Raw genomic sequence first — 21,539 nt, 5'->3', positions numbered from 1 at the left:
GGGGGGCTTCGGGGGTCGCTGGCCGCCCCCCCCCCCCCCCTTTGGGGGTTTTTGTGCCTCCCACCCCCACTTTGGGGGTTTGGGTCCGTCCCCCCCCCCCCCACGCCACATTGGGGCGCTTGCGGGATGGCTGTGGCTAGGGGGCGTCCCAGGTGATCGGCAGCGAGTGCACGCCGTAGGTGAGCATGTCGTTGCGCAGGGGGACGTCCTCCGGCGGCACCGCGAGCCGCACGTTCGGCAGCCGGCGCAGCAGCTCGGCGTAGCCCACCTGCATCTCCACCCGGGCCAGCTGCTGCCCGAGGCACTGGTGGACGCCGTGGCCGAAGGCCAGGTGCGGGCCGCGGGGGCGCGTCACGTCCAGCGTCTCCGGGGCCGTCCACTGGCGCTCGTCCCGGTTGGTGGCCACCACCGAGACCACCACGGTCGAGCCGGCCGGGATCTGCTCGCCGCCGAGCTCCAGGTCGTGCTTGGCGAACCGGAAGAGCCCCGGGTTGATGACGGACAGGTAGCGCAGCAGCTCCTCGACGGCGTCCCCGATGCGGGCCGGGTCGTCGCGGATCGCGGCGAGCTGGTCGGGGCGCTGCAGCAGCACGAACATGCCCAGCCCGAACATGCTCGCGGTGGTGTCGTAGCCGGCGATGAGCAGCAGGTTGGCGATGTTGATGAGCTCGTCGTCGGTGAGCGCCGGGTCGGCCCCGGCGTGGTGGATCAGGCCGGAGATGAGGTCGTCGGCGGGGTGCGCGCGCTTGTCCGTGATCAGCCGCTGCATGAACACGCGCAGCGCGTCGGCGTTCGCCACCGCCTGCTCGACCGGGGCGTCCAGCTGCAGCAGGGCCGCCGCACGCTCCTGGAACTCCGCCCGGTCGTCGTAAGGCACGCCGAGCAGCTCGCAGATCATCTGCGAAGGGGCCGGGAACGCGAATTCGGTCATCAGGTCGGCGCTGGTGCCCTTGGCCAGCATGTCGTCCAGCAGCCCGCCGATGATCTTTTCGATCTGCGTGCCGAGGTCGCGGATCCGCCGGACGGTGAACTGTCCGGTGAGCAGCTTGCGGTACCGCGTGTGCTCCGGCGGGTCCATGTTGATGAACGACCCGGCGCGCGCCTTGTCGTCGCGCAGCCGCTCCCGGAACTCGGCGGGCAGCTCCTTGAACCTCGGGTGGTACTGGAACCGGTCGGAGGAGAACCGCGGGTCCGTCAGCACCGCGCGGGCCTCTTCGTACCCCGACACCAGCCAGAACGGCTCGCCCGAAGCCAGCGCCGCCTTGGCGATCGGGCCGCGCGCGGCCACCGCCAGCAGGGCCGGGGGCACGGTGAACGGGTCGTCGCGCTGGACGAACTCCGGGGGGAGGGGTGACCGCAGCGCTGCGTTGCTGGGCTTGTTCTCGGTCGCGTTCGTCGTCACTGCGGCGCCAGCTCCATTCGAAATCGCGCGGGCCGGACGGCGATCGATCGGGGACGGGTGCCGATCCCGCGACTTGCCTGGTCGCTTCGGAGCGTAGGAGCGCCGCGGCGGGCCGGGCATCCCTCGGTCTGATAGGTCTCCGCGCGACTATCAAAGTAGGGGTGGTGCCCGCCGGGCGCGGTGCACACGATGGGGGCCGAAGTGGTCGCCGGGTGAGCGAGGTGTGTCCCGTTGAGCGTTGTCCTGCTGTTGAACGGTCCCAACCTGGGTGTGCTGGGCCAGCGCGAGCCGGAGATCTACGGCACCGACACGCTCGCCGACATCGAGAAGGCCGTCGCCGAAGAAGTGGCCGTCCGGGGCTGGGAGGTCGTGTCGATCCAGCGTGACGGCGAAGGCGAGCTGGTCGGCGCGATCCACCAGCACCGCGGCACCACGGTCGGCGCCATCGTCAACCCCGGCGCCCTGATGATCGCCGGCTGGAGCCTGCGCGACGCGCTGGCGAGTTACGCGCCGCCGTGGATCGAAGTGCACCTCAGCAATGTGTGGGCGCGCGAGCAGTTCCGGCACGAATCGGTCATCGCGCCCCTGGCGAGTGGTGTGGTGGTCGGACTGGGCGCTTTCGGCTATCGCCTCGCGGCGCAAGCGCTGCTGCATTTGACTTCGGCGTGAATTAGATCCTTATTGTCCGGATTGTGCGCGCCACTGGTGCGTTCGGACGAGGTGCGCCCGATCGGGTCGCGCCCAACCGGGTGACGGCCCCAGGGGGCGGGCGTCCCGCTGCGACGCGCCGTCATTCTTCCCAGGGACTTCGGGGGCTACCCGGTAGTTAGTTGAGCGCTAACAGAATGCTCGTTAGGCTAGCTGGCTGATTTGCGCGTCAGGACCGTGTTAAATCGCTGCCCCACCAGGACAAAAGCTAAACGTCCTCACCTTTTCTAGGGGTGTGACCTGACTCACAGGGGCGATGACGGAGCCCTTGGCCGAAGCTATCGTGAGTGACGCAAGCTGTTAATCTTTCACAAGCCTGCCTGGGGAGGTTCTTGTGACGTGCGCTTTTCCGCGCGGTCGGTGTGGTGCCATGTTCTGAGCGGGTCGCCGGGTCCTGTCGGACACCTCTAACCCTGGGGTGTTGTGCTCGACAATGGCCGCGTGTTCACGCGCGGCCGGACGGCGGGGCCGGTTTTGCGTGAATTCGCCGCAACGGGGCGGCTCGTTTAATTTTACTTCGTTTCGTCTATACCTGGGGGATAGCCGAAAGATGATCGACGTACCTACTTTGCGCTTGCCCGAAAATCCCTTCACCGGATTCGGTGACGATTTCATGCAGGAGGCTTGTGACACGGCCGGGTTCCTCCGGCGCTCCGCGTACTCGTGGTTCAACGGGCGGCTCGACACCGGCCTGCAGTGCGCGAAGGCGGCCGCGGCGGGCGACCGCCGCGAATCCCGCGAACTCTACGAAATGGCCCAGTTCTGGTACGTCGGCCTGCTCATCAAGGCCCGGGAACTGGAATCGGGCCGCCGGGTGCTGGCCGCGGTCGAGGAAAGCCGGGAGGGCTCCGCTTCCGAGCGCATGACCGCCGTGTCGCACAACGTCCGCGGGAACCTGCTGTTCGCGATGGGCAACGTCGACGAGGCCATGGACGAGGTGAGCACGGGACTGCGGATCGCCGAAGGGTGCGGCGACCGGTCCCTGCGCCCGCCGAGTTACGTCGTGCTGGCCCTCGGTGCGCTGCGCCGGGCGGACATGCGGGCGTGCCGCGTCTTCGTGGACAAGCTGGCCGACGAGGCGTTGCTCGGGTATTTCGGGCAGGCGCCGGGGGCGTGGGTGGCCGCGCAGGCCGTCGAAGCCCGCAGCGGGGTCGAGAGCGCGGCGAGCCTCATCGCCGGCATCGTGACGAACCCCCTGGTGCTCCGCCAGCTGCTGGTGTCGGAGCCGGCGGCGGCGCCGTGGCTGGTCCGGGTGTGCGGCAAGCTGGGCGCCCACGACCTGGCGGAGATAGTGGTGGAGGCGGCCACGGTGGCGGGCGCGGAGCAGCCGGAGTTCAGCGTGATCCGCGGCTCCGCCCTGCACGCGGCGGGTCTGCTGGCCCAGGACTCGGCCAAGCTCCACGAGTCGGCCGACATCCACCCGGACCGCTGGTGCCGCGCATCGGCCCTGGAGGACTTGGGTGACCTCCTGGCGAAGAGGTATTCCGAGCGCGAGCGCACGGTCCGCTTCCTCGAGACGGCCCTGGACACGTACACGGCGGTGGGTGCGACACGTGATTCGGCCCGGGTGGTGAACAAGCTCCGAGAGCACGGAGTCCGCCGGGGCACGACGCGAGTGGTGGAGTACGAAGGAGCGGCCCCGCACGGGCTGACGAACACGGAGTTCGCGGTCGCCGAGCTGGTGAGCCAGGGACACACCAACAACGAGGTGGGCAGGCAGCTGTTCATCTCCAGACACACGGTGGCGTTCCACTTGAAGAAGGTGTTCCAGAAGATGCACATCACCTCCAGGGTCGAGCTGGCGGCGGCTTGGAAGGTGTTTTCGTAGGTCATCGGGGGGCGAAGAGCGGGTTCCACGCCGCAGTGGAGGGCGGCGCGGGTCCGGAAGGCCGCCCCGGGGTGAGAGGTCGGCCGCCCCAACGCCGTGGGCGGCCGGCTCCGGCTGGACGACCAGCGCGCGGCTGCACTGCGGCGCGCACGGCTGGCCGGCGCACCTGGGCGATGGCGCGCGGCTGAACGATCGGCGGGCGCGGCTGGGATGACCGGCCGGCGAACTCGGGCCGCCGGGGGAGGAGTGCCGTCCACCCCCGGCGGCTTCGTGCTGCCCGAGCCGCGCCCGGCCGCACCCCGAACCTCTCCCGCTACGTCCGGCCGCACCTCGAGCCCCTCCCGGCCCGCCCGACCTCGCTCTCAGCGGCGGTAGATGCGCTGCGGGCCCGAGCCGCGATGGCGGGCGCCGTGGCCGCCGCAGGGGCCGGTCGAGCCCCGGAGTGCGCGCCCGGCGTGCCCGGCCCCGCTCTCGCCCGGCGATTAAGTGTCGTGCCGGCGCCCGAGCCACGACATCGGGCCGGCGGCCTCGGCGCGCCCGCTGGGCCCGCTGCCGCGCCCGCCGGTCCGGGTGCCGCGCGGCTGCGCGCCCCAGTCACCGTGGCGCCCGCCCGGCCCCAGGCCACCACCTCGGCCCCGCAGCCCTCCGCGCCCGGGCGCCGCGGCCGCGCGCCCCCATCACCCGACACCCGCCCGCCCCAAAGCCGCCACCCCAGGCCCCGACAGCCCACCCCCAAGACCATCCGTAAGCGCTCTCCCACTCGAACCCAACCCCGACACGCCCGACCCCATCCCCGCCCAGTGGCCTACGCCATGCCCCCGCCCACCCCGGCAAAACCCCAGGTAGAACCACCAGAGTGGCGTTACCCGCCGGTAGCTGGAATGATATTCGGCCGCTCACGCTCCGCTGAACCTCTTCCACGCTGCGCCAACCGGCGGGACCCCCGTGTGGCATCTTGACTGGAAGCTCCGGTGGGGTCACGCTTACTCCCGACGGCGAAACCGGGGCCCTTGCGGGAGGGACCACCGGGTCGCCCGGAGGCATACCTGAAGACGTTGCGAAGCAGGCTGGGCCCCATCGGGAGCGCCCCCTGGACAAGCCGCGACGTTCGGGCTAGACTGTCTCTTTGCGCTGCCCTCTTTCAGGCTGCCCGGAGCCGGTAGTTAGGATAGTGGGCACACGGCACCCTTGACAGTCGCTGATAGCTGTTGCTATGGCGGCCGTCACCGCTCATTGTCCCCGGAAGGACGCATCTTGGCAGTCTCTCCCGCGAACCAGGCCACTGCTGCGACCACCTCGGCTGAATCTCGCTCGGAGGCCACGGGAATCCCCGGCGCGCCCAAGCGGGTTTCCTTCGCAAAGATTCGCGAACCCCTGAACACCCCCAACCTGCTCGACGTCCAGATCCAGTCGTTCCAGTGGTTCACCGGGGACGAAGCGTGGTTCCAGCGCCGTGTCGAGGAAGGTGAAGAGAACCCGGTCGGCGGCCTCGAAGAGGTCCTCAACGAGATCTCCCCGATCGAAGACTTCTCCGGTTCGATGTCCCTGTCCTTCTCCGCCCCGCGCTTCGACGAGGTCAAGGCCTCGATCGAGGAGTGCAAGGACAAGGACATGACGTACGCGGCCCCGCTGTTCGTCACGGCGGAGTTCGTCAACAACAACACGGGTGAGATCAAGAGCCAGACGGTCTTCCTCGGCGACTTCCCGGTGATGACCGACAAGGGCACCTTCGTCATCAACGGCACCGAGCGTGTCGTGGTGTCCCAGCTGGTCCGCTCCCCGGGCGTCTACTACTCCAAGGACATCGACAAGACCTCCGACAAGGACGTCTTCAGCGTCCGGGTCATCCCGAGCCGGGGTGCCTGGCTGGAGTTCGACGTCGACAAGCGCGACACCGTCGGCGTCCGCATCGACCGCAAGCGCCGCCAGCCGGTCACCGTGCTGCTGAAGGCCCTGGGCTGGACCACCGAGGCGATCCGCGAGCGCTTCTCCTTCTCGGAGACGCTGCTGGCCACCCTCGAGAAGGACCACACCGCCGGCACCGACGAGGCGCTGCTCGACATCTACCGCAAGCTGCGCCCGGGCGAGCCGCCCACGAAGGAGAGCGCGCAGACCCTGCTGGAGAACCTGTTCTTCAAGGCGAAGCGCTACGACCTGGCCAAGGTCGGCCGGTACAAGGTCAACAAGAAGCTGGGCCTGTCGACGCCGATCGACAACGGGACGCTGACCGAAGAGGACATCGTCACGATCATCGAGTACCTGGTCCGGCTGCACGCCGGCGAGGACAAGATGGACGCCGCGAACGGCACCGAGATCCCGGTCGAGACCGACGACATCGACCACTTCGGCAACCGCCGCATCCGCACCGTCGGCGAGCTGATCCAGAACCAGATCCGGGTCGGCCTGTCGCGCACCGAGCGCGTCGTCCGCGAGCGCATGACCACGCAGGACGTCGAAGCGATCACCCCGCAGACCCTGATCAACATCCGCCCGATCGGCGCGGCGATCAAGGAGTTCTTCGGCACCTCGCAGCTGTCGCAGTTCATGCAGCAGACGAACCCGATCGACGGCCTGACCCACAAGCGCCGCCTCAACGCGCTGGGCCCGGGTGGTCTGTCGCGTGAGCGCGCCGGCATGGAGGTCCGCGACGTCCACCCGTCGCACTACGGCCGGATGTGCCCGATCGAGACGCCGGAAGGCCCGAACATCGGCCTGATCGGCTCGCTCTGCTCCTACGCGCGGGTCAACCCGTTCGGCTTCATCGAGACGCCGTACCGCAAGGTCGTCGAGGGCCGGGTCACCGACCAGATCGACTACCTGACCGCGGACGAGGAAGACCGCTACGTCAAGGCCCAGGCGAACGCGCCGATCTCGGACGACGGCACCTTCGTCGAAGACCGGGTCATGGCCCGCCGCAAGGGCGGCGAGGTCGAGCTGATCGACCCGCTCGACATCGACTACATGGACGTGTCGCCGCGGCAGATGGTCTCGATCGCGACGGCGATGATCCCGTTCCTCGAGCACGACGACGCGAACCGCGCGCTGATGGGCGCGAACATGCAGCGTCAGGCCGTGCCGCTGCTCCGCAGCCAGGCGCCGTACGTCGGCACCGGCGTGGAGCTGCGCGCCGCGATCGACTCCGGCGACATGCTGGTCGCCGAGCAGTCGGGCGTGGTGGAGGAGCTGTCGGCCGACCTGATCACGGTCATGCACGACGACGGGACGCGGAAGGCCTACAGCCTCTACAAGTTCCGCCGCTCGAACCACGGCACCTGCTTCAACCACCGCCCGATCGTCAACGAGGGCGACCGGGTGGAAGCCGGTCAGGTCATCGCCGACGGCCCGTCCACCGAAAACGGTGAGGTGGCGCTCGGCAAGAACCTGCTGGTCGCGGTCATGCCGTGGGAGGGCCACAACTACGAGGACGCGATCATCCTCTCCGAGCGCCTGGTGCAGGACGACGTGCTGACGTCGATCCACATCGAGGAGCACGAGATCGACGCCCGCGACACGAAGCTGGGCGCCGAGGAGATCACCCGGGACATCCCGAACGTCTCCGAGGAGGTCCTGGCCGACCTCGACGAGCGCGGCATCATCCGGATCGGTGCCGAGGTCCGCGACGGCGACATCCTGGTCGGCAAGGTCACGCCGAAGGGCGAGACCGAGCTGACCCCGGAGGAGCGCCTGCTCCGCGCGATCTTCGGCGAGAAGGCCCGCGAAGTCCGCGACACCTCGCTGAAGGTGCCGCACGGCGAGACCGGCAAGGTCATCGGCATCCGGGTGTTCTCCCGCGAGGACGACGACGAGCTGCCCCCGGGCGTCAACGAGCTGGTCCGCGTCTACGTGGCCCAGAAGCGCAAGATCCAGCCGGGCGACAAGCTCGCCGGCCGGCACGGCAACAAGGGTGTCATCGGCAAGATCCTGCCGGTCGAGGACATGCCGTTCATGGAGGACGGCACCCCGGTCGACATCATCCTGAACACCCACGGTGTGCCGCGCCGGATGAACATCGGCCAGATCCTCGAGCTGCACCTGGGCTGGCTGGCTTCGCAGGGCTGGACGATCGAGGGCGACCCGGACTGGGCGAAGAACCTTTCGCCCGAGCTGCGCGACGTCGCGCCCGGCACGAACACCGCCACCCCGGTGTTCGACGGCGCGAAGGAGGAGGAGCTCACCGGGCTGCTCAGCAGCACGAAGCCGAACCGCGACGGCGAGCGGATGGTCAAGGAGAACGGGAAGGCCAACCTGTTCGACGGCCGTTCCGGCGAGCCGTACCCGTACCCGGTGTCCGTCGGCTACATGTACATCCTGAAGCTGCACCACCTGGTCGACGACAAGATCCACGCCCGCTCCACCGGTCCGTACTCGATGATCACGCAGCAGCCGCTGGGTGGTAAGGCGCAGTTCGGTGGCCAGCGCTTCGGTGAGATGGAGTGCTGGGCGATGCAGGCGTACGGCGCCGCCTACACGCTGCAGGAGCTGCTGACGATCAAGTCGGACGACGTGGTCGGCCGCGTCAAGGTGTACGAGGCCATCGTCAAGGGCGAGAACATCCCCGAGCCGGGCATCCCGGAGTCGTTCAAGGTGCTCCTCAAGGAGCTCCAGTCGCTGTGCCTCAACGTCGAGGTGCTCTCCAGCGACGGCGCGGCGATCGAGATGCGCGACTCCGACGACGAGGACCTCGAGCGCGCCGCGGCCAACCTCGGCATCAACCTGTCCCGCAACGAGTCGCCCTCGGTGGACGACGTCGTGCACTGATCCGGTGTCGAGCGGGGACCTGCCTCCCGTGGGTCCCCGCTCCACCGCCGACCCCTCTTCTAGCCGAAACAACCCCAAGGGGACTTAGACGTGCTGGACGTCAACTTCTTCGATGAGCTCCGCATTGGTCTCGCCACGGCCGACGACATCCGTCAGTGGTCGTACGGCGAGGTCAAGAAGCCGGAGACCATCAACTACCGGACGCTCAAGCCCGAGAAGGACGGCCTCTTCTGCGAGAAGATCTTCGGCCCGACCCGGGACTGGGAGTGCTACTGCGGCAAGTACAAGCGCGTCCGCTTCAAGGGCATCATCTGTGAGCGCTGCGGCGTCGAGGTGACCCGCGCCAAGGTGCGCCGCGAGCGGATGGGCCACATCGAGCTGGCCGCCCCGGTCACCCACATCTGGTACTTCAAGGGTGTTCCCTCCCGCCTGGGCTACCTGCTGGACCTGGCGCCGAAGGACCTCGAGAAGATCATCTACTTCGCGGCTTACGTCATCACCGGCGTGAACACGGAGCTGCGCCACAACGACCTGCCGACCCTCGAGAACGAGATCGGCGTCGAGCGCAAGAACCTCGAGACCAAGCGGGACGCGGACATCGAGGCGCGGGCGCAGAAGCTCGAAGCCGACCTGGCCGCGCTGGAGGCGGAGGGCGCCAAGTCCGACGTCCGCCGCAAGGTCAAGGAGGGCGGCGAGCGCGAGATGCGCCAGCTGCGCGACCGCGCCGGCCGCGAGCTGGACCGCCTCGAGGAGGTCTGGACGACCTTCACGAAGCTCGACACCCGCCAGCTGATCGCCGACGAGCTGCTCTACCGCGAGCTCGTCGACCGCTACGGCGAGTACTTCACCGGCGGCATGGGCGCGGAGGCCATCCAGAAGCTGGCCACCGAGTTCGACGTCAACGCCGAGGCCGACAGCCTGCGCGACACCATCCGCAACGGCAAGGGGCAGAAGAAGCTCCGCGCGCTGAAGCGGCTCAAGGTCGTCGCGGCCTTCCAGGCCACCGGCAACGACCCGCGCGGCATGGTGCTCGACGCCGTCCCGGTGATCCCGCCGGACCTGCGCCCGATGGTGCAGCTGGACGGTGGCCGCTTCGCGACCTCCGACCTGAACGACCTGTACCGCCGGGTGATCAACCGGAACAACCGCCTCAAGCGGCTGATCGACCTCGGCGCGCCCGAGATCATCGTCAACAACGAGAAGCGGATGCTGCAGGAGGCCGTCGACGCGCTGTTCGACAACGGCCGCCGCGGGCGTCCGGTCACCGGCCCGGGCAACCGGCCGCTGAAGTCGCTGTCCGACCTGCTCAAGGGCAAGCAGGGCCGGTTCCGCCAGAACCTGCTCGGCAAGCGCGTCGACTACTCGGGCCGTTCGGTCATCATCGTCGGCCCGCAGCTGAAGCTGCACCAGTGCGGCCTGCCGAAGGACATGGCGCTCGAGCTGTTCAAGCCGTTCGTCATGAAGCGGCTGGTCGACCTGAACCACGCGCAGAACATCAAGTCCGCCAAGCGGATGGTGGAGCGCTCGCGGCCGCAGGTGTGGGACGTGCTGGAAGAGGTCATCACCGGCCACCCGGTGATGCTGAACCGCGCGCCGACCCTGCACCGCCTCGGCATCCAGGCCTTCGAGCCGCAGCTGGTCGAGGGCAAGGCCATCCAGCTGCACCCGCTGGTCTGCGAGGCGTTCAACGCGGACTTCGACGGTGACCAGATGGCGGTGCACCTGCCGCTGTCGGCCGAGGCACAGGCCGAGGCCCGGATCCTGATGCTGTCGGCGAACAACATCCTGTCGCCGGCGTCGGGCCGCCCGCTCGCCATGCCGCGGCTGGACATGGTCACCGGCCTGTTCCACCTGACCCGCCTGACCGAGACGGCCGAGGGCGCGGGCAACGCGTACTCGTCGCCGGCCGAGGCCATCATGGCCTTCGACCGCAAGGCGCTGAGCCTGCACGCCCCGGTCAAGATCCGCATCACCGACCGGCAGCCGGCCAAGGCCGACGAGCCGGCGCTCGCGGAGAAGGGCTGGGAGCCGGGCAAGGCGTGGCTGGCCGAGACGACACTGGGCCGCGTGCTGTTCAACGAGCTGCTGCCGGCGGACTACCCGTTCATCAACGAGCCGATGCCGAAGAAGCGGCAGGCCGCGATCGTGAACGACCTCGCCGAGCGGTACTCGATGACCCAGGTCGCGCAGACCCTGGACCGCCTGAAGGACGCCGGCTTCTACTGGGCGACCCGTTCGGGCGTCACCGTCGCCATCTCTGACGTGCTCACCCCGGTGGGCAAGAAGGCCATCCTCGACGAGTACGAGGGCAAGGCCTCCCAGGTGGAGAAGCGCTACCAGCGCGGTCAGCTGTCGCACGCCGAGCGCAACAACGAGCTCGTCAAGGTGTGGACGCAGGCCACCGAAGAGGTCCACAAGATCATGGAGACGGCGCTGCCGGACGACAACCCGATCGCCATGATCGTGAAGTCGGGCGCCGCCGGCAACATGACGCAGGTCCGGTCGCTGGCCGGTATGCGTGGCCTGGTGTCGAACCCGAAGGGTGAGTACATCCCGCGTCCGATCAAGGCCAACTTCCGTGAGGGCCTGTCGGTGGCGGAGTACTTCATCGCGACGCACGGTGCCCGGAAGGGCCTGGCGGACACGGCGCTGCGGACCGCGGACTCGGGTTACCTGACCCGGCGTCTGGTGGACGTCTCGCAGGACGTCATCGTCCGCGAGATCGACTGCGGCACCACCCGCGGCATCATGATGCCGATCGGCGAGGACATCGGCGACGGCAAGGTCCTGCGCGACCAGCACGTCGAGACCTCGGTGTACGCGCGGAACCTCGCGACGGACGCGGTGGACGCCAAGGGCAACGTCGTGCTGAACGCCGGCGACGACCTGGGCGACCCGGCCATCGAGAAGCTGCTCGGCAGCGGCATCTCGAAGGTCAAGGTCCGCTCGGTGCTGACGTGCGAGTCGGCCGTCGGTATCTGCGCGACCTGCTACGGCCGCTCGATGGCGACCGGTCAGCTCGTCGACGTCGGCGAGGCGGTGGGTATCGTCGCCGCCCAGTCGATCGGTGAGCCGGGTACGCAGCTGACGATGCGTACGTTCCACCAGGGTGGTGTCGCCGGTGACGACATCACGACCGGTCTGCCGCGTGTCCAGGAGCTGTTCGAGGCCCGCGTCCCGAAGGGCAAGGCGCCCATCGCCGACGTCGACGGCCGCGTGCGGATCGAGGAGAGCGAGCGGTTCTGGAAGATCACCCTCATCCCGGACGACGGGGGCGAGGAGATCGTCTTCGACAAGCTGTCCAAGCGGCAGCGGCTCGCGAACACCCCGAACGGCCCGCTGGGCGACGGCGACCACGTGCACGTCGGTCAGCAGCTGCTCGAAGGCACGCCGGACCCGCACGAGGTCCTGCGGGTCATGGGGCCGCGCGAGGCGCAGATCCACCTGGTGGACGAGGTCCAGAAGGTGTACCGCGCCCAGGGTGTGTCGATCCACGACAAGCACATCGAGGTCATCGTCCGGCAGATGCTGCGCCGGGTGACGATCATCGACTCCGGGGCCACGGACTTCCTGCCGGGCGAGCTGCCCGAGCGGACGAAGTTCGAGGCGACGAACCGGGCCGCGGTCGCCGAGGGCGGCGAGCCGGCTTCGGGCCGTCCGGTGCTGATGGGGATCACGAAGGCGTCGCTCACCACGGACTCGTGGCTGTCGGCGGCGTCGTTCCAGGAGACCACGCGCGTCCTGACCGACGCGGCCATCAACGGCCGCTCGGACAAGCTCGTGGGCCTCAAGGAGAACGTGATCATCGGTAAGCTGATCCCGGCCGGTACGGGCATCAACAAGTACCGCAACATCCAGGTGCAGCCGACCGAAGAGGCCCGGGTCGCGGCGTACGCGATCCCGTCCTACGACGACGGCTACTACACCCCGGACGTGTTCGGTACGGGTACCGGTGCCGCGGTTCCGCTGGACGACTACGACTTCGGCCGCGACTTCCGCTGACGAGGTTTTTGAAAGGAAAGGCCCTCGCCGGGTTTCCGGCGGGGGCCTTTCCCCTTTTGCCACCCTGATCAGGTATTCACCCGCCCGGAATCCCGCTAGAGTGAGCCGGTTCACGCGGTTCGGGGGCTTTGCGCGTTTCCAACGGGTAATCAGGGGTGACTGTTCGTGAACATATCCAGAAGCGCGAGATCCCTCGCGCGCGGTTTCGCCGCGGTGACGGCCGCAGCCGTGCTGACCAGCGTGTTCGCCGGCCCGGCCGCGGCGGAGGAGCCGACACCGGAGGCCGGCGCGCCGGCCTCGACCGCTCCGGCCACATCTCCGTCCACATCGGAGGCCCCGGCGAGCTCGGCGGCACCGCCGAGTTCCACGCCGTCGGAAGCCAAGCCGGAAAGCAAGCCCGCGGCGGCACAGCCGCGGGCCGAGCGGGCCCAGGTCGCGGTCTCGGTCGCCTTCGACAAGGACTCCTACCGGACCGACGAGGACATCCACTTCACCGTCAAGCTGACGAACACCGGTGCGACGACGGCGGCCGGCCTGACGATGTACCAGATGGTGGTCGACTCGACCGACGTCCAGGTCCTCTACGGCGGCTGGGGTCAGCTCGAGAACAAGCCGGGGGTGACCCTCGAACCGGGGACAGACGTTCGAGGTGGCGGTTTCCGCACAGGTCCGCGACCTCGACGCGACCACCGCGACCGTGCGCGGCATCTTGTTCGACGAGAGCGGGAACAGCGCCGGGCCGCAGTTCCAGTTCGGCGTTCCGGTGACCAAGGCCGCCGGGCACGCGACCGGCACGGTGTACGGCGACAAGAACGGCAACGGGGTCCTCGACGCCGGCGAGCAGCTGGCCGGCATCAAGGTCACGCTGCGGTACGTCCACGGCACGAGTACCTACTCCGCGACCACCGGCGCCGACGGCAAGTTCGCTCTCGACCTCCCGGCCGCGGAGTACTACGTCGGCGGCGAGGTGATCGACAGCTGGCTGTTCCCGTGGCGGACCGTCCGGATCGGAGCGGACACCGACCTGCTCTTCCGCGGGACGCCGCCGTTGAACGGCGCGCTGAAGGCGACGATGGCCTTCACCCAGGACAGTTACCAAGTCGGCGACCTCGCGCACGTCACCGTGACGCTGGCCAACTCCGGCCCGATCCCGCTCACCGGCATCGTCGCCGAATGCAACCGCGCCGGCAGCGACTACGTCTTGAGCGGCCGCGGCCCGGGGTGGGGCGATCTCTCCGGCGACGGCGTGCGGATCGAGCCGGGGCAGACGCGGACCTTCGACGTGTCCGAAACGGTGCCGAAGGCCGCCTTCAACCGCGGCTACGTCGTCGCCGCGTGTGACTTCGGCTATCCCGAGGTCGACACCGAGAACCACGCGCAGGCCGACGACCGGGCGGCGGTGCCGGGGGCCAAGGGCACCGTCGTGGGTGACGTGAAGCAGGGGGCGCAGGGTGTCGCCGGGGTCAAGGTCGTCCTGGTGTCCGACCAGCACTGCCCGGTCACCGGAGAGCAGACGACCGACGCGAAGGGCCACTTCGAGTTCCACGACGTGGTGCCCGGCCCCGAGTACCGGCTGTACCTCCTGCCGCCGAAGGGCCTGAAGGTCAAGTACGACAACCCCACCAACATCGACGTGTGGGGTTCGTCGGAGTCCCGCGTCGGGATCGACGTCGAGGAAGGTGACGCGCCGCTCCCGGTCGTCCCGGTCAACCCGGCCGACTGCACCGCCGGTGCGCCAACCTCGACCACCGGCGCGGCCGGCGGCGCCGGGGGTGGCCAGAGCGGCTCCGGCCTCGCCAGCACCGGCGTCGACGCGATCGGCCTGGGCGCCCTCGCGCTGCTCGCCCTCGCGCTCGGCGGTGGCCTGGTGGCCGGCGCCCGCCGCCGTCGCTCGGCCTGATCGCCGGCGGAGCGCCCCGTGGTCCATTGTGGACCGCGGGGCGCTTTCGCGTCAGTGCAGGCTTCCGCGGGACACCGGGAAGTCGAAGTAGGTGTCCGGGAACGGTTCGCCGTTCAGCGTGAAGTGCCACCACTCCTCGGGCAGGTTGCGGAAGCCCGCCGCGGCCATCGTCGAACGCAGCAGGTCGCGGTTCTGCCGGGCGACGCCGGTGATCGCCGGGTTGTCGGTGTGGGCGAGCGGGTCGAAGCAGTCGTAGCCGGTGCCCATGTCGACCGTGTTGTCCGGGAAGCGCTGGTCCCGCGGCGCGAAGCACGCCTTGAGCGGCTCGCCCGGGACGTACGGCCGCTGGAACCGCGGCGGGATCCGGACGAGCGTCAGGTCCATCGTGCTGCCGCGGCTGTGGCCGGACTTCTCGGCGATGTACCCGTCGGCGAAGAGCCGGTCCTTGGCGACGTTCGGGTAGAACTCCGCCTTCATCGTCTCGTCGGCGAGGTTCTTGGCCCACCGCACGAAGTGGTCGACGGCCCGCTGCGGCCGGTAGCAGTCGTACACCTTGAGCGTGTACCCCTGCCGGACCAGTTGCGCCTGCGCCTTCCGCAGCCCTTCGGCGGCCTGCCGCGTCAGGATGCACAGCGGCCGGCGGTACCCGTCGATGCGGCGGCCGACGAAGTTGTGCCGCGTGTCGTAGCGGATGTCCTGCAGGATCGACGGCGCGACGTCGAAGAGCGCGACGAACGCCCCCGGCGTGGCGGCCTGCGCGGGCGTGGGCACGGCGAGGCCGCCCAGTGCGGCGAGGGTGACGGCGAGGGCGCGCACCCGGCGAGTGAAGATCGGCATGCCTCTCGTCTAGCAGCCCGGGGCGCCGGCACACAGCCGCCTTCCGGGCACCCCTTCGTCAGGACCAGCCCTCGGACGTCGTCGCGCGCAGGAAGTCGTCCGAGGGCGGCTGCACCGGACGCCCCTCGAACTGCGTCGACAGCACCACCGACGACCGCAGCTCGCCGTGCTTGCCCAGCCGCTCCAGCAGGCCCTCGAAGTGCTCGAGCGAGGCCGTCCGGACCTTCAGCATCGTGCAGTGGTCGCCGCTCAGCCGGTGGATCTCCACGACCTCCGGGTAGTCCTCGGACTTCGACGTCTTCAGGAGGCAGCTGGCCAACGCGCAGCGCATCTCGACGAACGCCTGCAGCGGCTGGCCCGCCCGCCGCGCGTCCACCTGGGCGCGGTAGCCGGTGATCACGCCGGTCTCCTCCAGCCGCCGCACCCGCTCGGCCACCGCCGGCGCCGACAGGCTGATCCGCCGCCCGAGCTCCTTGAACGACAGCCGCCCGTCGGCCTGCAGCAGCTCCAGCAGCCGCCAGTCGACGTTGTCCAGCGGCTTTTCCGAACGGAAGGTCATGGACCGCATTTTCCTTCCGTTGCGCGGGCCGGGCGACCGAAATTCCGCTCGCCGCCCCTTCGAACCGGGGCGGGATTTCCCTAACGTTGCTGTTCATGGGGACTTCCACGGTGGCCGGCCGGACCCGGTCCACGGTGGCGCTGTTCGCCGGCGTCGCCTTGCTCAACACGGCCACGGTCGGTCTCGGCACGGCGGCCACCTTGATCGTCGCCGCCGGCAGCGGCGCGGTCTGGAGCGGGCTGCCGAGCGTGGCGAACGTGCTCGGCACGGCGGCGGGCGCGCTCGGCGCCGGGACGCTGGTGCCGGTCCACGGCAGCCGCCGCGTGCTGGCCGTCGGCTACGGCGTCGCCGCGGCCGGTGCGCTGGTGGCGTTCGCGGGCGCGCTGGCGACGTCGGTGGTGCCGCTGCTGCTCGGCATCCTGCTGGTCGGCCTGGGCAATGGCGGTGCCCAGCTTTCGCGGTACCTGGCCGCGGACCTGTACCCGCCGGACCGCCGGGGCCGCGCGCTCTCGACCGTCGTCTGGGGCGGGACGATCGGCGCGCTCGCCGGGCCGGCGCTGATGGCCCCGGCGGCCGGAGCCGCGGCCGGCTTCGGGTGGCCGTCGCTGTCCGGCCCCGCCGCGGTGGCGGTCCTGGCCACGGCGGCCGCGGCACTGGCACCGGCGTTCCTCCCGCGGCACGTGCCCGCGAGCTCGGTTCCGGTCGTGGCCGCCGCGCAAAACCGCCTGGTGCGCCCGGCTGGTTTCGCGCGGCCGCTGATCGCCATGGTCGCCGCGCAGCTCACGATGGGCGCGGTGATGACGATGACGCCGTTGCAGCTCCAGGCGCACGGGCACGGCCTCGACGTCGTCGGCTGGGTGCTGGGCGCGCACCTGTTCGGTATGTTCGCGCTGGCCCCGCTGTCCGGCCGGATCGCCGACCGCTGGGGTCCGCACGTCGCCGTCAACGCCGGCCTCGGCCTCCTCGCCCTGGCGGCGGCGACCGCGCTCGCCGCGCCGACGGCCCACACCTCCGGCCTGCCGATCGCGCTGTTCCTCCTGGGCTACGGCTGGAACCTGGTGTTCGTCGGCGGCAGCGCGCAGCTCAGCCGGGACCTCCCGCCGGAGACGCGCAGCCGGGTGCAGGGCACGGTCGACGCGGTCGTCTGGTCGGCGTCCGCGCTGGCCGGGCTGGGGTCCGGGGCGCTGTTCGCCGGCGGCGGGTACGCGCTGGTCGCGGTGGTCGGCGGGGTGCTGGCCCTGCTCCCGCTGGTGCTGCTCGTGCCTCGTGACGGCCGGTAGCCGGTCCGTTGTCGGCAAATCTCTCGTCCCGGCGGCCGCGGCCGCGTCGCCAAGATGGGCCGTGGCTGACTCTGTGCCTTTCACGGACAATTTCTCGGACCTGTCGAACACGCAGGGATACCAGTTCGAGTTCCGCTGCGAACGCTGCGGCAACGGCTTCCGCTCCGCCTTCCAGCGCGACAACGTCGAGACCGGCCGGAGCGTGCTGCGCGCGGTCGGCTCCTTCTTCGGCGGGACCCTGCGCGATCTGAGCAATTCGGCCGACCAGTGGCGCTACGACCGCGCGACGAACTCGCCGGCCAAGGACAGGGCCCTGGCGGCGGCGGTCGAGGAGATCACCCCGAGCTTCCGCCAGTGCCGCGGCTGCGGCGACTGGATGTGCCACGACCAGTGCTGGAACGAGGAGATCGGCCAGTGCCTGCGCTGCTCGCCCAGCGTCGCCGAGGAGATCTCGCGCGCCCAGGCGTCGGCCCAGCGCGACCAGATCTGGGAGAAGGCCCGCGAGAAGGACTGGACGTCGAACCTGGACATCGACACCCGCGCGAAGGTCGCCTGCCCGGGCTGCGGCCTGAAGGCCGACGGCGGCAAGTTCTGTTCCTCCTGCGGTACCTCGCTGGCCCTCAAGGTCGCCTGCGGCGGCTGCGGCAACGAGAGCAACAAGCCGGGCGCGATGTTCTGCTCGGACTGCGGCAGCAAACTCTGACCCCAAGCCCGGGGTGCGCTGATCCGGCGGATCCGCCGCGCCCCGGGCACCATGAAGGCATGACGCCCGTCACGAAGCGCCTCACGGTGATCGCCGTCGTGCTGATCACCGCGGGCGCGATCCTGCTGTCGGTAGGCGCGATCGGTTTCCGGGCGACGTCGGATCAGCCCGACGCCAACATCGGCGCGGGGTTCGCCCTGCTGGCCGGGCCCTACGTCGTCGGCCTCGGGGTGCTGTTCGCGCTGTCGGCGGGCCTGACCCACCTCACGACGCGCCGCCGCTGAGGTTCCCGAGCGCCGCGGGCAGGTGATCGGCCAGCTCGGCGAGGTACTGGGCTTCGGCCAGCACGTTCTGCCGCGTCGCGCAGCCCTGGCCCCAGGTGCGTGCGGCGCCGTTCTCGACGACGACCTCCCGCTGCGCGAACCGCGGGTTCGCCGCCAGCCACCGCGCCACCTCGGCGTCGAGGCCCGAGTCCGGCGGGAGCGTCGGCATCGACACCGGACGCCCCGGGACGATCCGCAGCTCCGGGCCCGGCGGCACGCGCACCTGCGTCACGTGGAGGTCCCGGAAGTACACGTGGTCGTCGAAGTTCCGGTACGACTCCCGCGTGTCGATCGCCAGCACTGGCCGGCCGCCGAGCCGGAACTCGACCCACGGGTCGTCCGGCGCCCCCGTCAGTGGTCGCCCGGTCGGGTGAAACACGCCGAAGGACGGCGCTCCGCCGCCGAACGTGCCGCCCTGCTCGGCCGCGAACGCCTTGAACCAGTGGTTCTCGCGGCCCGCGGCGGCCTTCCGCTGCGACCGCCACCAGATCGCGGCGGCCACCGCGGCCACGACCACCAGCACGCCGATCGTGAAGAGCGTCTGCATCGTCAGAAGTCCAGGTCCTCGCGGGTCTCTTCGACGGACTGGTCGCGGCCGGTCCCGTCGTAGCCGCTCGTCTTCTTCGCGTTCTTCACGTGGCTGTTGAGCTTGCCGAGGTGGTCGTTGACCGTCTTGGCCGGGTTGTCGCCGGGGTTGGCCGGGTTGTAGCCGAGCACGCCCTTGACCGCCGCCTCGCCGCCCTTCTTCAGCGCTTCGGTGGCGCCGGCCTTGAGCATCGTCTTCGTGTAGTCGACCTTGCCGGCGGCGTCGAGCACCGGGTTTTCGAAGGCCTTCGCCCAGCGCTTGCCGATCAGGCCCTTGTCGCCGACGGCCTTCTGGAGGAGGTCCTTGCCCTCGTTCTCCTCGGCGATCTTCGTGAGCGACTTGCCCAGCGTCGTCGAAGCGAACTTCTGCTGCAGCTTCCGGAGCCAGTCGAGCACCTTCTGCAGGAGCTCGCGCAGCTTGTTCACCTTCTGCGTGGTCTTCGCGGTCGTCTGGGCGGCCTTGACCTCGGTCACCGGGGCCGCGGCGGAGAGCGAAGCCCCGCAGGTCGGCACCGCGGCGGCCAGTGCGGGCACCCACAGCAGGATCAGCCAGGTCACGAACTCGGTGAGGATCGCCTTGATCAGGTCCTCGACGAAGCTCATCAGCATGCTGTTGAGCTGCAGCATCCGCGCCAGGTCGCCGGACTTCCCGGCAACGCCCTCGATGCCGTGCGCGAACTCGCCGAGCGCCGTCTTCGCCGCGTCGCTCGCGTTGCCCTCCCAGTCCTTGAGGGACTCGTCGGCGACCTCGGCGAAGTTCTTGGCCAGCTTGTCCAGCCCGGTCGCGATGGCCCCGAAGTTCTCCGCCGCGACGCTCAGCGCCGGGCCGTCGCCGCTGACGAAGTGGATCGCGTCCTGGATCGGCTGGACGGCGTTGACCAGGAAGTTCAGCCCCTGGCCGACCAGCCAGCCGAGCGGGTCGGTGGCGATGTCGGTGAGGGTGCTCGAGCTCGACTGGATGAAGCTCGCGGTGTCGGTGGCGATGGTGCCGAGCGCGAGGGTGATGTCCGCGCCGTCGGGCTGCGGCGCGAAGACCGCCTTCGTCACCGAGACGGCGTCCTTGCCGACGGTGACCGCGCCCCCGGCGAACGGCGTCGCCTTGATCGCGTTGTCGACGTTGACCCCGAGCACGGTCTTCGGGTCGTCGGGCTTGACGGTGATGCCGCTCGCGACGTCTTCGACCTCGGCCATGTGGTTCCCCTCAGTGCTTTCCCGGGCCGTCGAGCAGGGTCTCGACCTGGCCGAAGAAGATCTTGTGGTCGTCCTCGACGCCCTGGTAGACGTTCGCCGCGTCGGTCAGCTTGGCCTGCGCCGACGCCAGGCCGTCCGCGATGGACGCGAGCAGCGACTGCAGCTCGCGCAGGGTGTCGTCGTAGCCGCTCTTGGTGAAGAGGCCGACCACGCCCCACGACTTGTCGCCGACGTCGGCCTGCGCGACCTTCTCGGTGATCTTCGCGCCTTGGCCGCGGTACTCGTCCAGGTCGGCGACGTACTTGTGCAGGGCGTCCACCCGGACCCGGTAGCCGTCGGGCATCAGTCCTCCTCGTCGAACAGGTTCCGCAGGAAGCGGTCGCCGGCACTCGGGCCGGCGGCGGGCGGGGGCGGCGGCGGATCGGCCGGGCGGAGCACCCGCTGCTCGGAGAAGTCCGGCGCCGGCTCCGCTGTCTCTTCGGTGAGCTTCGACCGCAGTTCTTCGACGGTGGTTCCGAACGCGACGGCCTGCGTCTCCAGGACCTGGTCGACCAGGCCCAGGTCGTCGCCCATAGTCTCCTCGACGATGACGGCCTGCCGCCGCGCCGCCTCGCCGACGGCCTCCCGCAGCGTGGCCAGCAGCGTGGCGGAGAGGGCCTGCGGCCCCTTGGCCAGCGCGGCCTCGGTGAACTGCACGTCGAGAACGGCCCCACCGGGCCCGGCGACGACGGTGACACCCCCATCCGCCGACGCCGCGCTCGCCCGCAGCTCGGTCAGCTGCTGCTGCATGACGCCGAGCCCGGCGAACCGGTCGTCGGCGTCGCGGATGCCCGCCTGGAACCGCTCGAACTCGGCCACCAGCTGCTCGAACTCGCCCGACATGCCGCCCCTTCCCGTTTCGTGGTGCACCCATCGTGACCCCCCGGCCGCACTGTGACGCACGGAACGGCCGATCCGATCCCACTGCATCACCCGACCGGGTAATGGGTAGGTTTCGGCCCGAGAGGGAAGCAGGGGACAACGCGCGAGGAGTGTGTGATGACCAGCACCGAAGGGGCCGCAGGCGCCTCAGAGGAACCGAAGTCGACGGGCAGCCACGCGGCCCCCGAGGGAGCGGGCGTACACCCGCTGATCGACCTGTCCCGAGACCCCAACCCGGGCAAGCCGGACCACGCCAAGCCGGACGAGGACTGAGGTAGGGGACGGCGAACCGAGTCGGAGGCGGTGCGCCAACCCCGAACAGGGAGCTGGGTGGTCATCCCGTCGCCTGAGGCCGTGAAAATCGCTTTGAGCCGGGCCCGCAACCCACAGCGCGGGGCTGGGTGACGGCGCAGGCTTGCGGGCCCGGCTCAAAGTGATAGGCCTCAATCAGGCGACGGGATGACCACCCCGCGGCCCACCCACCCAACGCAAGCCGACAGCGGTAGCCGGTGGTCATCCCGGAGCCTGCCTGTCCGGCGAGG

The 21,539-nt window shown here is 69.9% G+C and carries 17 protein-coding genes; 9 read left to right on the top strand and 8 right to left on the bottom strand.

All coding sequences use genetic code 11. The features are described 5' to 3' along the window. Positions 1–136 precede the first annotated feature (136 nt). The gene (locus tag ACWEF6_RS39635; protein WP_449687663.1) at positions 137–1,402 is read right to left on the bottom strand and encodes a cytochrome P450; all 1,266 of its coding nucleotides are present in this window, start codon (positions 1,400–1,402) and stop codon (positions 137–139) included. 231 nt (positions 1,403–1,633) lie between these two features. Between ACWEF6_RS39635 and ACWEF6_RS39630 the strand changes: the two genes are divergently transcribed. From ACWEF6_RS39630 to ACWEF6_RS39615, 4 genes are all read left to right on the top strand, one after another. Beyond that, positions 1,634–2,071 carry a type II 3-dehydroquinate dehydratase gene (locus ACWEF6_RS39630; protein ID WP_449687662.1) on the top strand — a complete coding sequence of 146 codons (438 nt, stop codon included), beginning with the start codon at positions 1,634–1,636 and terminating at the stop codon, positions 2,069–2,071. A gap of 652 nt (positions 2,072–2,723) precedes the next feature. After that, positions 2,724–3,938 carry a helix-turn-helix transcriptional regulator gene (locus tag ACWEF6_RS39625; protein ID WP_449687661.1) on the top strand — a complete coding sequence of 405 codons (1,215 nt, stop codon included), beginning with the start codon at positions 2,724–2,726 and terminating at the stop codon, positions 3,936–3,938. Between the two features lie 1,254 nt (positions 3,939–5,192). After that, positions 5,193–8,696 (top strand): DNA-directed RNA polymerase subunit beta, encoded by a 3,504-nt coding sequence (gene rpoB, locus ACWEF6_RS39620; protein WP_449687660.1) that lies wholly within the window; start codon positions 5,193–5,195, stop codon positions 8,694–8,696. 90 nt (positions 8,697–8,786) lie between these two features. Next, complete coding sequence (locus ACWEF6_RS39615) at positions 8,787–12,698, top strand: DNA-directed RNA polymerase subunit beta' (protein ID WP_449687659.1); 3,912 nt, start codon at positions 8,787–8,789, stop codon at positions 12,696–12,698. Between the two features lie 149 nt (positions 12,699–12,847). Here the strand turns inward: ACWEF6_RS39615 and ACWEF6_RS39610 are convergent, their stop codons facing one another. Beyond that, the gene (locus ACWEF6_RS39610) at positions 12,848–13,156 is read right to left on the bottom strand and encodes a hypothetical protein (RefSeq protein ID WP_449687658.1); all 309 of its coding nucleotides are present in this window, start codon (positions 13,154–13,156) and stop codon (positions 12,848–12,850) included. Positions 13,157–13,347: 191 nt separating this feature from the next. On the opposite strand from ACWEF6_RS39610, the gene ACWEF6_RS39605 reads away from it, so the two are divergent. Beyond that, positions 13,348–14,598, top strand: coding sequence for an SdrD B-like domain-containing protein (locus tag ACWEF6_RS39605; RefSeq protein WP_449687657.1), 1,251 nt, complete (start codon positions 13,348–13,350; stop codon positions 14,596–14,598). A gap of 51 nt (positions 14,599–14,649) precedes the next feature. Here the strand turns inward: ACWEF6_RS39605 and ACWEF6_RS39600 are convergent, their stop codons facing one another. Both ACWEF6_RS39600 and ACWEF6_RS39595 read right to left on the bottom strand, forming a co-directional pair. Further along, positions 14,650–15,435 (bottom strand): M15 family metallopeptidase, encoded by a 786-nt coding sequence (locus ACWEF6_RS39600; RefSeq protein WP_449687656.1) that lies wholly within the window; start codon positions 15,433–15,435, stop codon positions 14,650–14,652. A 58-nt stretch (positions 15,436–15,493) separates the two neighbouring features. After that, positions 15,494–15,994 carry an Lrp/AsnC family transcriptional regulator gene (locus ACWEF6_RS39595; RefSeq protein ID WP_449687655.1) on the bottom strand — a complete coding sequence of 167 codons (501 nt, stop codon included), beginning with the start codon at positions 15,992–15,994 and terminating at the stop codon, positions 15,494–15,496. A 95-nt stretch (positions 15,995–16,089) separates the two neighbouring features. Here ACWEF6_RS39595 and ACWEF6_RS39590 point away from each other — a divergent pair, with 95 nt between their 5' ends. From ACWEF6_RS39590 to ACWEF6_RS39580, 3 genes are all read left to right on the top strand, one after another. Beyond that, a complete protein-coding gene (locus ACWEF6_RS39590; protein WP_449687654.1) occupies positions 16,090–17,274 on the top strand; it encodes an MFS transporter in 1,185 nt (394 codons plus the stop codon). Positions 17,275–17,347: 73 nt separating this feature from the next. Further along, positions 17,348–17,977: a zinc ribbon domain-containing protein gene (locus ACWEF6_RS39585; protein WP_449687653.1), complete on the top strand. Its 630-nt coding sequence runs from the start codon at positions 17,348–17,350 to the stop codon at positions 17,975–17,977. A 59-nt stretch (positions 17,978–18,036) separates the two neighbouring features. After that, positions 18,037–18,261 (top strand): hypothetical protein, encoded by a 225-nt coding sequence (locus tag ACWEF6_RS39580; protein ID WP_449680463.1) that lies wholly within the window; start codon positions 18,037–18,039, stop codon positions 18,259–18,261. On the opposite strand, the gene ACWEF6_RS39575 is transcribed toward ACWEF6_RS39580, so the two are convergent. Genes ACWEF6_RS39575 through ACWEF6_RS39560 form a run of 4 tightly spaced genes read right to left on the bottom strand, consistent with a single transcriptional unit; the run spans position 18,242 to position 20,958 of the window. Further along, positions 18,242–18,847 (bottom strand): hypothetical protein, encoded by a 606-nt coding sequence (locus tag ACWEF6_RS39575; protein ID WP_449687652.1) that lies wholly within the window; start codon positions 18,845–18,847, stop codon positions 18,242–18,244. The two genes, ACWEF6_RS39580 and ACWEF6_RS39575, sit on opposite strands and share 20 nt — an antisense overlap. Positions 18,848–18,849: 2 nt before the next feature. Next, entirely contained in the window at positions 18,850–20,076 is a 1,227-nt protein-coding gene (locus ACWEF6_RS39570; RefSeq protein ID WP_449687651.1) for a hypothetical protein, read from the bottom strand. Between the two features lie 10 nt (positions 20,077–20,086). Continuing rightward, a complete protein-coding gene (locus ACWEF6_RS39565; protein WP_310967707.1) occupies positions 20,087–20,419 on the bottom strand; it encodes a hypothetical protein in 333 nt (110 codons plus the stop codon). Continuing rightward, on the bottom strand, positions 20,419–20,958 hold the full coding sequence (locus ACWEF6_RS39560) for a YbaB/EbfC family nucleoid-associated protein (RefSeq protein ID WP_449687650.1): 540 nt from the start codon (positions 20,956–20,958) through the stop codon (positions 20,419–20,421). Before ACWEF6_RS39560 ends, ACWEF6_RS39565 begins: the two co-directional genes overlap by 1 nt. A gap of 156 nt (positions 20,959–21,114) precedes the next feature. Here ACWEF6_RS39560 and ACWEF6_RS39555 point away from each other — a divergent pair, with 156 nt between their 5' ends. Beyond that, the gene (locus tag ACWEF6_RS39555) at positions 21,115–21,270 is read left to right on the top strand and encodes a hypothetical protein (RefSeq protein ID WP_449687649.1); all 156 of its coding nucleotides are present in this window, start codon (positions 21,115–21,117) and stop codon (positions 21,268–21,270) included. Positions 21,271–21,539 lie beyond the last annotated feature (269 nt).

The sequence above is a fragment of the Amycolatopsis sp. NPDC004772 genome (assembly GCF_053601215.1).
Note: the sequence above shows the minus strand (reverse complement) of the source record. Positions and strands in the feature narration are given on the sequence as shown.

Bases quoted from the DNA above. Each gene is read 5' to 3' on its own strand.
- ACWEF6_RS39625 (WP_449687661.1), top strand. From the start codon at position 2,724: ATGCAGGAGGCTTGTGACACGGCCGGGTTCCTCCGGCGCTCCGCGTAC.
- ACWEF6_RS39600 (WP_449687656.1), bottom strand. From the start codon at position 15,435: ATGCCGATCTTCACTCGCCGGGTGCGCGCCCTCGCCGTCACCCTCGCC.
- ACWEF6_RS39595 (WP_449687655.1), bottom strand. From the start codon at position 15,994: ATGACCTTCCGTTCGGAAAAGCCGCTGGACAACGTCGACTGGCGGCTG.
- ACWEF6_RS39590 (WP_449687654.1), top strand. From the start codon at position 16,090: ATGGGGACTTCCACGGTGGCCGGCCGGACCCGGTCCACGGTGGCGCTG.
- ACWEF6_RS39580 (WP_449680463.1), top strand. From the start codon at position 18,037: ATGACGCCCGTCACGAAGCGCCTCACGGTGATCGCCGTCGTGCTGATC.
- ACWEF6_RS39575 (WP_449687652.1), bottom strand. From the start codon at position 18,847: ATGCAGACGCTCTTCACGATCGGCGTGCTGGTGGTCGTGGCCGCGGTG.
- ACWEF6_RS39570 (WP_449687651.1), bottom strand. From the start codon at position 20,076: ATGGCCGAGGTCGAAGACGTCGCGAGCGGCATCACCGTCAAGCCCGAC.
- ACWEF6_RS39565 (WP_310967707.1), bottom strand. From the start codon at position 20,419: ATGCCCGACGGCTACCGGGTCCGGGTGGACGCCCTGCACAAGTACGTC.
- ACWEF6_RS39560 (WP_449687650.1), bottom strand. From the start codon at position 20,958: ATGTCGGGCGAGTTCGAGCAGCTGGTGGCCGAGTTCGAGCGGTTCCAG.
- ACWEF6_RS39555 (WP_449687649.1), top strand. From the start codon at position 21,115: ATGACCAGCACCGAAGGGGCCGCAGGCGCCTCAGAGGAACCGAAGTCG.